Annotated in this window: 8 protein-coding genes; all 8 read left to right on the top strand. The window is 70.7% G+C overall.

Annotated elements, in window-relative coordinates; all coding sequences use genetic code 11:
- Positions 1-81 precede the first annotated feature (81 nt).
- A complete protein-coding gene (gene trpA, locus CcI156_RS11500; RefSeq protein WP_076805600.1) occupies positions 82-903 on the top strand; it encodes a tryptophan synthase subunit alpha in 822 nt (273 codons plus the stop codon).
- 203 nt (positions 904-1,106) lie between these two features.
- Positions 1,107-2,336: a prolipoprotein diacylglyceryl transferase gene (lgt, locus tag CcI156_RS11495; RefSeq protein ID WP_076805598.1), complete on the top strand. Its 1,230-nt coding sequence runs from the start codon at positions 1,107-1,109 to the stop codon at positions 2,334-2,336.
- 281 nt (positions 2,337-2,617) lie between these two features.
- Positions 2,618-7,174 (top strand): glutamate synthase large subunit, encoded by a 4,557-nt coding sequence (gene gltB / locus CcI156_RS11490; RefSeq protein ID WP_076805596.1) that lies wholly within the window; start codon positions 2,618-2,620, stop codon positions 7,172-7,174.
- A gap of 59 nt (positions 7,175-7,233) precedes the next feature.
- Entirely contained in the window at positions 7,234-8,676 is a 1,443-nt protein-coding gene (locus CcI156_RS11485; RefSeq protein ID WP_076805595.1) for a glutamate synthase subunit beta, read from the top strand.
- Between the two features lie 152 nt (positions 8,677-8,828).
- Positions 8,829-9,443 carry an adenylate kinase gene (locus tag CcI156_RS11480; protein ID WP_076805593.1) on the top strand — a complete coding sequence of 205 codons (615 nt, stop codon included), beginning with the start codon at positions 8,829-8,831 and terminating at the stop codon, positions 9,441-9,443.
- 3 nt (positions 9,444-9,446) lie between these two features.
- Positions 9,447-11,630: a membrane protein gene (locus CcI156_RS11475; protein WP_011437395.1), complete on the top strand. Its 2,184-nt coding sequence runs from the start codon at positions 9,447-9,449 to the stop codon at positions 11,628-11,630.
- Positions 11,631-11,722: 92 nt separating this feature from the next.
- Positions 11,723-12,178, top strand: a complete 456-nt coding sequence (locus tag CcI156_RS11470; RefSeq protein WP_076805591.1) for a tellurite resistance TerB family protein — start codon at positions 11,723-11,725, stop codon at positions 12,176-12,178.
- Between the two features lie 76 nt (positions 12,179-12,254).
- Positions 12,255-13,106: a sulfite exporter TauE/SafE family protein gene (locus tag CcI156_RS11465; protein WP_011437393.1), complete on the top strand. Its 852-nt coding sequence runs from the start codon at positions 12,255-12,257 to the stop codon at positions 13,104-13,106.
- The last annotated feature ends 99 nt before the right edge of the window (positions 13,107-13,205 follow it).

The following is a 13,205-nucleotide window of genomic DNA, read 5'->3' as shown; positions in this document are numbered from 1 at the left end:
CGCACGGGACGCGTAGGACGCACAGAACGCGCAGGACAGACAGGCCATAAAGGCCCTCGGGCTCGACGGAACGGACGCACGGTGCAGAGTCGGTTGGACGCAGTGTTCGCGGCGGCCCGCGAGGAGGGGCGGTCGGTGCTGGTCGGCTATCTGCCCGCGGGATTCCCGACGGTGGACGGGGCGATCGAGGCCATGCGGGCCATGGTGGCGGCGGGAGTCGACGTTGTTGAGGTCGGCCTGCCCTACTCCGACCCCACCATGGATGGTCCGGTGATCCAGGACGCGGCGGATGCGGCCCTGCGCGGCGGGGTCACGACGCGGGACGTGATCCGCACCGTCGAGGCCGTCGCCGCGACGGGGGCCCCGGCCCTGGTCATGTCCTACTGGAACCCGATCGACCGCTACGGCGCGGCCTCGTTTGCGGCCGATCTGGCCGCCGCCGGGGGCGCCGGAGCAATCACTCCGGACCTGCCGCCCGAGGAGGCCGGGCCCTGGCTCGACGCGTGCGCCGCGCACGGCCTGGCCCCGGTGTTCCTCGTCGCTCCCAGCTCCTCGGACACCCGTCTCCGGCTGGTCGCCGGCGTCGCGCGCGGCTTCGTCTATGCCGCCTCGCTGATGGGTGTCACCGGGACCCGGGCGGCGGTCGGCGAGCGGGCGGCCGATCTGGTCGCCCGGGTGCGGGCCGCCACCGAGCTCCCGGTGGCGGTGGGGCTCGGAGTGAGCACCGCGGCGCAGGCCGCCGAGGTCGCGGGCTTCGCCGACGGTGTGATCGTCGGCTCCGCGCTGGTGAAGGTCCTGCTTGAGGCGGAACGTTCCGGAGCCGGCGCCTCAGCGGGCCTCGCCGGAATCCGTCGGCTCGCCGCGGAACTCGCCGGAGGGGTGYGCGCTCCCGTTCCGGCGTGAACTCCCGGCCGCCCCGACCCGGCCGTCACATCTGTCGCCCACATCGAGTATTGCCCACATCGAGTATTGCCCACATCGAGCGCCGCATATATCACCCCGCCGCGCACCGAGCGAGACACGTGACTGTGCGACACGTGACTGTGCGACACGTGGCCGGGGCACCCCGCGCGTGATGGACGGGTCCACGGGATAGCCTGGCGACCGTGGTTCTCGCCGCTATTCCTAGCCCATCGCGTGGCGTGGTGCATCTCGGGCCGGTGCCGCTGCGTGCCTACGCCCTGATGATCATTATTGGCGTCTTCGTCGCCGTATTCGTGAYGGGAAGAAGGCTGCGCGCTCGCGGCATGGATCCCATGGTGGCCAGCGAGGTCGCCTACTGGGCCGTCCCGTTCGGCATCGTCGGCGCCCGCGTCTACCACGTGGTCAGCACTCCGGCCGCCTATTTCGGCCGGGACGGCAACGTGCTGGACGTCATCAAGATCTGGAACGGCGGGCTGGGTATCTGGGGCGCCATCGCGGGCGGGGCCTTCGGCGCGTGGCTGGCGACCCGGCGCTACGGCATCAGCCTCGCCCTGTTCGGCGACGCCGCGGCGCCGGGCATCATCCTGGCCCAGGCGATCGGACGCTGGGGCAACTGGTTCAACCAGGAGCTGTACGGCAAGGCGAGCACCCTGCCCTGGGCGGTGCGCATCGACGAGAAGCACCAGATCATCCCCGGCGTGTCCACCTATCAGCCGACCTTCCTCTACGAGTGCCTGTGGAACCTGGTGGTGGCCGGGATCCTGTTGGTCGTCGATCGGCGGCACCGGCTCGGCCGCGGCAAGCTGTTCTGCCTCTACGTCGCGCTCTACACGTTCGGCCGGTTGTGGATCGAGATGCTGCGCATCGACACGGCGAACCAGATCCTCGGGCTGCGGGTCAACATCTGGACCTCGATCGTCGTCTGTCTGGGGGCGTTGCTGGCGCTGGCGGTCACCCGCAGTCCCGTGGATCCGAATCTGTCCAGGGAGGAGCAGGAGGCCCTCGGAATCGCCCGTTCCCGGCCCGCGGCGCGGTCCACGGTGACGACCGCCGGTACCGCCGACCAGCGGGCGGCCGCTCCCGATTCGGCCGGTCCCGATTCGGCCGCTCTCGATTCGGTCGGTCCCGATTCGGTCGATCCTGATCTGGGCGGTCCCGATCCGGCCGATCCTGGTTCCGCCGGGTCGGTGCCCGCCGCCGCGGTGCCCGATGCCTCCGGGTCGACCGCCACCACTGCCACTACCGCCACCACCGCCACCACCGCCACTACCGCCACCACTGCCACCACTGCCACCACTGCCACCACCGGCGTACCGGCTGGTTCGCAGCAGAGCCGCGGCCTGGCGACGAGATTGCCGGCGAGCGGTGGGCACACGTCGGCCGTTCCGCCGGAGGAGCCGCAGCTGCCCTGATGAGACGCCGGAGACGCCGGAGACGCCGTCTCCGGCGGGGCCCCGGGCGTCGGCTGGACCGTCGACCTTCCCCTACTTGTAGTGACCGAGGCCGGGCGGGGAGGTATGACGTCATCTGGCGGTGATCTCCTGGACATATTTGATCGCGGCGCATGAGCGGGCCGCGTGGCACACTCGGTAGAGACACGGGGCGCCGGGCCAGCGTCGCCGTGCCGTCACACCACTCGGACAGCGTTGTCCGCACCCCCTTCARCCCCTGAAGATGGACAGGACTTCGCCGGATGCCGAGTGCGCAAGGTCTTTACGACCCCACCTTCGAACACGATGCCTGTGGCGTCGGCTTCGTCGTCGATGTACACGGCAGGCGCAGTCACGAGCTGGTCGAGCAGGGCCTGACCGTGCTGCGTAACCTCGACCACCGGGGTGCCTCGGGCAGCGACCCGGACACCGGCGACGGAGCCGGCATCCTGGTGCAGGTCCCCGACCTGTTCCTGCGTGACGTCGTCGACTTCACGCTGCCCGCCCCGGGGCGTTACGCCGTCGGGATCGCCTTCCTGCCGCAGGTCTCGGGGGAGCGGGACGAAGCCGTGCGCACCATCAGCCGCATCGTCCGCCAGGAGGGGCTGCGGGTCCTCGGCTGGCGTGAGGTGCCGGTCGTCAGCCACATCGTCGGGCACGCGGCCCACGAGGTTGAGCCGCGGATGCGGCAGCTGTTCCTCGCATTGCCCGGCAGTCTGCCCGCCGCCGGTCCGGTTGAGGGCGGCGCGGGGAACGGGTTCGACCAGGCCGACCTCGAACGTCGGGCGTTCTGCGCCCGCAAGCGGATCCGCCGGGAGACCGGCGTCTACCTGGCGTCGCTGTCGTCGCGGACCCTGGTCTACAAGGGGATGCTCACCACCCACCAGCTCTCGGCCTACTTTCCCGACCTCGACGACCCCCGGTTCACCAGTGCCATCGCGCTGGTGCACAGCCGGTTCTCCACGAACACCTTCCCGAGCTGGCCGCTGGCGCACCCGTACCGGTTCGTCGCCCACAACGGGGAGATCAACACTGTCCGCGGGAACCGGAACTGGATGCGGGCCCGCGAGGCGCTGCTCGCCAGCGACCTGATCCCCGGTGACCTCTCCCGGCTGTTCCCCGTCTGCGCGGACGGGGCGAGCGACTCGGCGAGCTTCGACGAGGTCCTGGAACTGCTGTACCTGGGCGGTCGCAGCCTGCCGCACGCGGTGCTGATGATGATCCCCGAGGCGTGGGAGAACCACACCGAGATGGACCCGGCGCTGCGCGCCTTCTACCAGTTCCACTCCACGCTGATGGAGCCGTGGGACGGCCCGGCCTCCATCGCGTTCACCGACGGGACGGTCATCGGGGCGGTGCTCGACCGTAACGGGCTGCGGCCCTCGCGGTACTGGGTCACCGACGACGGCCTGGTCGTGATGGCCTCCGAGGTGGGCGTGCTCGACATCCCGCCGCACAAGGTGGTGCAGAAAGGCCGGCTCCAGCCGGGGCGGATGTTCCTGGTGGATACCGCCGAGGGGCGCATCGTCAGCGACGAGGAGATCAAGTCCGAGCTCGCGAACGCGGCGCCGTACGCGGAGTGGTTGCACGCCGGTCTGATCGAGCTGGACGACCTGCCCGAGCGGGAGCAGCTCCTCTACGGGCACTCCTCGGTGCTGCGTCGCCAGCAGGTGTTCGGCTACACGCTGGAGGAGCTGCGCGTGCTCGTCGCGCCGATGGCGCGCACGGGCGCGGAGCCGATCGGCTCGATGGGCACCGACACGCCGGTGGCGGTGCTCTCCAGCCGTCCCCGGCTGCTGTTCGACTACTTCACCCAGTTGTTCGCGCAGGTCACCAACCCGCCGCTGGACGCGATCCGCGAGGAGTTGGTGACGAGCCTGGGCCGGGTGCTCGGCCCGGAGGGCAACCTGCTCGCGCCATCCCCGGCGTCCTGCCGGATGGTGCACCTGCCCTATCCGGTGATCAGCAGCAGCCAGCTTTCGAAGATCATCGGCATCAACGACGACGGTGACATGCCCGGCTTCGCCTCGGTGACGGTCCGTGGCCTGTATGACGTCGACGGGGGCGGCGCGGCGCTCGCCGCCCGGCTGGCGGAAATCTGCGCCGGGGTCAGCGAGGCCATCGCCGACGGTGCCCGCATCGTCGTGCTCTCCGACCGGGACTCCGACACGCGCAAGGCCCCGATCCCGTCGCTGCTGCTGACCGCCGCCGTGCACCACCACCTGATCCGGGAGCGGACCAGGACGAAGGTCGGCCTCATCGTCGAGTGCGGCGACGCCCGTGAGGTGCACCACATCGCGCTGCTCACCGGCTACGGCGCCGCGGCGGTCAACCCGTACCTGGCATTCGAGTCGATCGACAGCCTCATCGCCGAGGGCGAGATCGTCGGGGTGTCCCGGGAGCAGGCCGAGAAGAACATGATCAAGGCGCTCGRCAAGGGCGTGCTGAAGGTGATGTCCAAGATGGGCATCTCGACGGTGGCGAGCTACACCGGTGCCCAGGTCTTCGAGGCGATCGGGCTGTCCCAGGAACTGATCGACGCCTATTTCGCGGGTACCCCGTCGCGCCTCGACGGCATCGGACTCGACRTCATCGCGGCGGAGGTGGCAGCGCGGCACCGGCGGGCCTACCCGCCGATCGCCTCCGAGCACGCGCACCGCACGCTGGAGGTCGGCGGCGAGTACCAGTGGCGCCGCGAGGGTGAGCTGCACCTGTTCAACCCGGAGACCGTCTTCCTGCTCCAGCACGCCACCCGCACCCGGCAGTACGAGACCTTCCAGAAGTACACCGCCCGGGTCGACGGTCTGTCCCGGGAGAACGCGACGCTGCGGGGTCTGTTCGAGCTGCGTACCGGGGTGCGCACGCCGGTGCCGATCGAGGAGGTCGAGCCGGCCTCGGAGATCGTCAAGCGGTTCGCGACCGGTGCCATGTCCTACGGCTCGATCAGCGCCGAGGCGCACGAGACGCTGGCTATCGCCATGAACCGGCTCGGCGGGAAGTCGAACACCGGCGAGGGCGGCGAGGACGCGGAGCGGTTCACGCCGGACGCGAACGGGGACCTGCGCCGCTCCGCGGTCAAGCAGGTCGCCAGCGGCCGGTTCGGGGTGACCAGCGAGTACCTCGCCAACGCCGACGACATCCAGATCAAGATGGCCCAGGGGGCGAAGCCCGGGGAGGGGGGGCAGCTTCCTGGCCACAAGGTCTACCCGTGGATCGCGAAGACGCGGCACTCGACGCCCGGTGTCGGGCTCATCTCCCCGCCGCCGCACCATGACATCTACTCGATCGAGGACCTCGCCCAGCTCATCCACGACCTGAAGAACGCCAATCCCAAGGCCCGGGTGCACGTCAAGCTGGTCGCCGAGGTCGGCGTCGGCACGGTCGCCGCCGGGGTCTCCAAGGCGCACGCCGATGTGGTGCTGATCTCCGGGCACGACGGCGGGACGGGCGCCTCGCCGCTGACCTCGCTGAAGCACGCGGGTGCCCCCTGGGAGCTGGGGCTGGCCGAGACCCAGCAGACGCTGCTGCTCAACGGCCTGCGCGACCRCATCGTCGTGCAGGTCGACGGGCAGCTGAAGACCGGCCGCGACGTCATCGTCGGGGCGCTGCTGGGGGCCGAGGAGTTCGGTTTCGCCACCGCCCCGCTGGTGGTTGCCGGCTGCGTGATGATGCGCGTCTGCCATCTCGACACCTGTCCGGTCGGTGTGGCGACCCAGAACCCGGAACTGCGCAGGCGGTTCACCGGCAGGCCCGAGTTCGTCGAGGCCTTCTTCACCTTCATCGCCGAGGAGGTGCGCACCTACCTCGCCGCGCTGGGCTTCCGCAGCCTGCAGGAGGCGGTCGGCCGGGTCGACCTGCTCGACGCCCGCGCCGCCGTCGACCACTGGAAGGCCTCCGGCCTCGACATCACCCCGTTGCTGCACACCCCGGAGCGGCCCTTCGGCGGCTCGCTGAACTGCACGTCCAGCCAGGACCACGGGTTGGACAAGGCGCTGGACAACTCGCTGATCCAGCTGTGCGAGGGAGCGCTCGACGACGGCCGGCCGGTCTGGCTGGAGATGCCGATCCGCAACGTCAACCGGACCGTGGGCACCATRCTCGGCTACGAGGTGACGAAGCGCTTCGGCGCGGCGGGGCTGCCCGACGACACGATCCAGCTGCGGTTCACCGGCTCCGCGGGGCAGAGCTTCGGCGCCTTCGCGCCCCGCGGCATGACACTGACCCTCGAGGGCGACGCGAATGACTACGCCGGCAAGGGCCTGTCCGGCGGCAAGATCTTCGTCTTCCCGCCGAAGGAGTCCCCGCTGCGGGCCGAGGAGAACATCGTCGCCGGTAACGTCCTGCTCTACGGGGCGACGGGCGGCGAGGCGTTCTTCCGCGGAATCGTCGGCGAGCGGTTCTGCGTGCGCAACTCCGGGGCGACCGCGGTGGTCGAGGGGGTCGGCGACCACGGCTGCGAGTACATGACCGGCGGCACCGTGCTGGTGCTCGGGGCCATCGGGCGCAACTTCGCCGCGGGCATGAGCGGCGGCGTGGCCTACCTGTACGACCCGGTCGAGGCGCGGATCAACACCGAGATGGTGGACGTCGAGGCGCTGGACGACGCCGACGAGACGATCGTGCGGGACCTGCTCGTCCGGCACCGCCGGGAGACCGGTTCGACGGTGGCCGCCCGGCTTTACACCGACTGGGACACCGTGCGCGGGTCGTTCCGTAAGGTGATGCCACGGGACTACAAGCGGGTGCTGACCGCCATCCGGCAGGCGCAGGAGCAGGGGCTCGTCGCCGACGAGGTCATCATGGCGGCGGCTCGTGGCTGACCGGGCCGCCAAGCACGACCCGACCATCATCGCGATCGCACGGACCCGACAGGAGCGGCATGGCTGACCCGACCGGCTTCCTCAAGCACCGCAGGGAGCTGCCGAAGCGCCGTCCCGTGGACGTCAGGATCACCGACTGGCGCGAGGTGTACGAGTCGTTCCCCGAGGAGCATCTGCGCACGCAGGCCAGCCGGTGCATGGACTGCGGCATCCCGTTCTGTCACGAGGGCTGTCCGCTCGGGAACATCATTCCGGAATGGAACGACCTGACCCGGCGCGGCGACTGGGTGGACGCCATCGAGCGGCTGCATGCGACGAACAACTTCCCCGAGTTCACCGGGCGGCTGTGCCCGGCGCCGTGCGAGGCGGYCTGCGTGCTCGGCATCGGCGACGATCCGGTGACCATCAAGCAGATCGAGGTCAGCATCATCGACCGCGCCTGGGCCGACGGCACCGTGGTCCCGGTTCCGCCGTCGCTGCGTACCGGCAAGCGGGTGGCGGTCGTGGGCTCCGGCCCGGCCGGTCTCGCCGCCGCCCAGCAGCTCACCCGGGCCGGCCACGAGGTCGTGGTCTACGAACGGGCCGACCGGATCGGCGGCCTGCTCCGCTACGGCATCCCCGAGTTCAAGATGGAGAAGCGGGTCTTGGACCGCCGGCTCGCGCAGATGGCGGCCGAGGGCACGTCGTTCGTCACGTCCTGCAACGTCGGCCTCGACATCTCCGCGGACGAGCTGCGTTCCTCCCACGACGCGGTGGTCCTCGCCGGCGGATCGACGGTCGGCCGGGACCTGCCCGTTCCCGGCCGCCAGCTGGGTGGCGTCCAGCTGGCGATGGAGTTCCTGGTGCCCGCGAACCGGGTCGCGCAGGGGGACCTGCCCGAGTCGCCCATCTCCGCCAAGGGCAAGAACGTGGTCATCATCGGCGGCGGTGACACGGGCGCGGACTGCCTGGGCACCTCCCACCGCCAGGGCGCGCTCTCCGTGCACCAGCTCGAGATCATGCCCCGGCCGCCGGAGCTGCGGGCCCCGGCCAACCCGTGGCCGTCGTACCCGATCATCTACCGGGTCTCCAGCGCGCACGAGGAGGGCGGCGAGCGGGTCTTCGCCGTCTCCACCGAGCGCTTCCTCGGTGACGAGGACGGCAACGTGCGGGCGCTGCGCATGCACGAGGTGCGCCTCGTCGGCGGGAAGTTCGAGAAGGTCGAGGGTACCGACACCGAGCTGCCCTGCCAGCTGGTGCTGCTCGCCATGGGGTTCACCGGTCCGGAACGGTCCGGCCTGCTGACCGATCTCGGGGTGGAGCTGGACGCGCGCGGCAACGTGGCGCGCGACGCCGGGTGGGCCTCCTCGGTCCCCGGCGTGTTCGTCGCCGGGGACATGGGACGCGGGCAGTCGCTGATCGTCTGGGCGATCGCCGAGGGACGTGCCGCGGCCGCCGCCACTGACCGCTGGCTGATGGGCAGGACGGACCTGCCCGAGCCCATCACGCCGACGCGTCGCTGACCGGGAGCCGGCCAGCCCCGGCGTGCGGCCGGAACATCGGAGCACTTTTCGGCCGAAGATTCATGTGATCTGCCTTGCTCCATGCCGGATCCGCGGCGATTGACCGGACTCGCCGACCCGCCTGGTGACCTGCGGCGGTACCGTTCAGTGCCATGAGGCTCGTGCTGCTCGGTCCACCTGGCTCCGGCAAGGGAACCCAGGGCGCTCGCATCAGCGCCCGGCACGGCATCCCCTCGATCTCGACCGGCCGGCTGTTCGACCGGCAGATTGCCGCGGGTACGCCGCTGGGCCGTCGCGCGGAGCGCTACGTCCGCGCGGGCGAGYTGGTCCCCGACGAGATCGTGCTCGACATCGTCGCCGACCGGCTCGAGAGCGGCGTCGACTGTGCGGTGGGGTTCCTGTTCGACGGGTTCCCCCGGACCTACCCCCAGGCCGAGGCGTTGGACCGGATGCTCGTGGCGACCCGCGGCCCGCTCGACGCGGTCGTCGACCTCGACGTCGACGTCGACGAGGTGCTCGACCGCATCCGGCGCCGGTCCCGCACCGAGGACCGGGTTGACGACGCGGAGGACACCGCCCGTCGCCGGTTGAAGGTCTTCGAGCAGGAGACCGCACCACTGCGCCGCTACTACCAGCRGGGTGGCCTACTGCGCACGGTGGACGGTTCCGGCAGCCCGGACGAGGTTGCGGCCCGCATCGAGGAGATGCTGGCGGACGTCGCCCATCCGGGTCTGCGGGCCCATCCGGGTCTGCCTGTCTGTCGGTAGGCCATGGGTCGCCGAGGAGGGGAGCGGGGGCGCCTCGCGCACGTCGCCCTCGTCGCCCTCGTCGTGCTCTGCTGGCTGCCGCTGGTCGTCGTCATCACCGCGTGGCGGACCGTGCTGAACCCGGCCTTCTATTCGCAGTCGCTGAACCGGGCCGACGCCTTCGACCGCGTCTACACCCAGGTACTGCCCGATCCCGCGGTCGACACGTTGCTGGCCGGCCTCCCGATCGACAGCTCCCTCGTCACCGCGAACCTGCGCACGGTGCTGCCCCCGTCGACGATCCAGGCGATGACCGACGAGCAGATCAACCGGATCGTCGCCTACCTGCGGGCCGACACGGACGACGTCGAACTCGCCGTCGATCTCCGGCCGATCTTCGACAACATCTCGGGCCTGGCCAACCGGTACGTCGCCGGTGAACTGGGCGCCGGCACCAGCTACCAGGTCACCACCGTGCAGGAGTTCACCCACGGTGTCGTCACCGCGCTCGACGACATCGCCGCCGGGCGCCCGCCGAAGTCCCTGCCCACGATCGAGCTCTCCCCGCAGGACACCGACCGCGTCCTGCCCGTGGTGCTGGACCGGGTGGACGCCGACACCCGGGCGCGCATCGAGGCTCCGCTGCGCGCCCTGCTGAGGTCGGGCAACATCGCCGGAGCGCTGGCGCTGGTCGGTCCGGAGGTCTTCCGGGGCGACGAGACGGCCATCGGCCGGCTCCAGGTGTATCTCCACGGATCCACCCTCGATCTCGGGGTCCGTCTGTCGGATCTGCGTGACCGGCCGATGATCGTCGCGATCGACCGGCTGCACGACGTCGCCGCGACCCTGGTGTGGGTCTCCCTCCTGCTCGCCCTGATCATGACGGCGGCCATGGTCAGCATCGTCGTGCTGGCCGGGCGGCGGGGGGTGTCCCGGGTCCGGGCCGCGACCGGTGCGGTGGTCCTCGCCGGCGTTGGTGCGGGGCTGCTCGGCGTCGTCCTGCGCATCGCGCTGCCGAATCCGCTGACCTCGCTGGACAGGTCGTCGTCGCCCCTGCCGCCGGGAGCCGGCGCAGTGCTGGTCGACTTCTCCTCGCGCGCCTACGGCACGCTCGAGAGCGACTTCCTGCGGATCGTGGCCTGGACGCTGGTGGCCGGCCTGGTCGGCTACGGATTGTCGCGGCTCGTCGCGGTGTCCGCCCGGTGGAACCGGACCGGCCGGCGGCGCCGGGTCGCCACGGCGTTCGCCCTCGCGGCGCCCCTGATGATCATCGTGACCTGGACGGCCTTCCCGGGCGCCGCCGCCGAGGCCCGCAAGCTCTGCAACAGCCAGCAGGCGCTGTGCGACCGGCGCTATGACCAGGTGAGCTACCTGGCCACCCACAACGCGATGGCCACCAGCGAGGACCGGTTTCTCGGGCCTGCCCAGGACCCGGCGATCACGCACCAGCTCGACCTGGGGGTGCGCGCCCTGCTGCTCGACGTGCACCACTGGACATCGCCGACCCAGGTCGACGCCTATCTGCAGACCCTGCCGCCCGCGACCCGCGACGCGCTCGCCCCGCTGACGCGAGGCGCCCGGTCGGAACGCCCCGGCACCTGGCTGTGCCATGACCTGTGCCAGCTCGGCTCCCTCGACTTCGTGGCGGAGCTGACTCGGGTCCGGGACTGGATGAACCGTAATCCCACCGAGGTCGTGACGCTGATCATCCAGGATAATGAGGTGCCGGCGAGCGAGATCGCCGGCGGCGTGGCGGCCGCGGGCCTCGCGGGGATGGTGACGACGCCGCCGGAGGATCCGCATGGCCGATGGCCGACCCTGCGCGAGATGGTCGCCTCGGGCCGACGCCTGGTGGTCTTCACCGAGCGGCAGGACCTGCCGGGCACGTTCCTGCGCAGCTTCTACCGRTATGCCGAGGACACTCCGTTCGATGCGAAGAAACCCGAGGATCTGCGAACCTGCGCCCGCAACCGGGGCGTGGACGGTGCCTCGCTGCTCCTGATGAACCACTGGCTCACCGCCGCCGCGCCCAGCCGCCGTGCCGCCCTCGGCGCGAACGCCGCCGAGACCGTGTTTACCCGGGCACAGCGTTGTCGCCAGGAGCGCGGGCGGATCCCGACGTTCGTCGCGGTCGACTTCGCCACGATCGGTGACGCGCAGGCGGCGGTGGACCGGCTCAACCGCGTTCGCGGCGGTGCCGGTTCCTGACCCTCGGCCAGCCGGTGGGAGCATGTCCGGGCGGTCATGCGTTGACCTGCGAGGAACCATCTAGTGATACGTCACCGTGCGAGGGAGCCCAGGTGCCGATCTGGAACCAGCTGCGTCAGTCCGCCCAGACGATGCAGGGCCAGCTGAACGCCAAGAAAAACGACCTGAAGAGCGGTGCCTTCCGCGATGCCAGCATGGCGATGTGCGCATTGGTCGCCGYGGCGGACGGGACCATCGACCCGGCCGAGCGGCAGCGGGTCGCCGCACTGATCATCTCCAACGACGTGCTCAACAACTTTCCCGCGGATGATCTCCAGCGTCGCTTCAACGACTATGTCGGCAAGCTGCAGGCCGATTTCGAGTTCGGCAAGGTCTCCATCCTCCAGGAGATCGGGAAGACGAAGAAGAAGCCGGCGGAGGCCAGGGCGGTCRTCCAGATCGGGATCGTCATCGGCGGGGCCGATGGCAACTTCGACAAGACGGAGCAGGCCGTCGTGCGGGAGGCGTGCTTCGCGGTCGGCATCAACCCGGAGGAGTTCGACCTCTGAGCCGGACCGGCCGCACTGCGCCGAACCCGTCACCCCGTCACCCCGTCACCCTTCCTTCCATCGGCATAGAGGACACGTGGGACCAGCCGATGCCCTGCTCGCGGGCGGGGCGGGTCTGCTCGCGGGCGCGGTGAACACGATCGCGGGCGGCGGGACCCTGATCGCCTTCCCGGCGCTGCTCGCCACCGGTCTGCCGGCGCTGACCGCCAACATCACCTCATCGGTGGGGCTGGTCACCGGGTACGCCGGTGGGGCGCTGGGCTACCGCCGCGAGCTTGCCGGGCAGGCCGTCCGGCTGCGTGCCCTGGGACCGCCGGCTCTGCTCGGCGGTCTGGCCGGCGCCGTTGTGCTGCTGGCCACGCCCTCCGACAGCTTCCGGGCGCTGGTTCCGTACCTGGTGCTGGTCTCCTGTCTGCTTCTGGCGGCTCAGTCCCGGCTCGCGGCCGTGGTGGCACGCCGGAGAGCCAGCACGGCGGCGGGTGGCGGGCCGCCGGAGTCGGCGCCATCCGGGCCATCCGGTTCGCCCGCGGCCGCATTGCTGTCGCCCGCCTCCGGTTCGCTCGCCTCCGACCGGGTGACCTGGCCGACTCGGCTCGGGATCTTCGTCGCGGGAGCCTACGGATCGTATTTCGGCGCGGGGCTCGGGGTGCTGCTCCTTGGGGTGCTGGGCATTCTGCTCACCGACGACCTGCAGCGCACCAACGCGCTGAAGACGCTGCTCGCGTTCGGGGCCAACGCGGTGGGAGTGGCGGTCTTCCTGGTCACCGCGAAGGCCTCGTGGGGGTTCGCCGGCATCCTCGTGGTCGCATCCCTGCTCGGTGGGACGATCGGTGCCCGGGTGGCCCGCCGGCTACGACCGAACGTTCTACGTGGCGTGGTCATCACGCTCGGTGCGACCGTGGCGATCGCGTTGCTGATCCGTGGCTGACCAGCCGGCCGTCCGTCGAACCGGCCGTCCGTGGACTATCTTACGTTATCGGACGGTGCACGCCGTCGTTATCGTACATTCGCGCAAGCAACTCGGCCA

It is taken from the genome of Frankia sp. CcI156, assembly GCF_001983015.1.
GTDB classification, from domain to species: Bacteria; Actinomycetota; Actinomycetes; order Frankiales; family Frankiaceae; genus Frankia; species Frankia casuarinae.
This window is presented reverse-complemented; position numbering and strand designations above follow the sequence as displayed.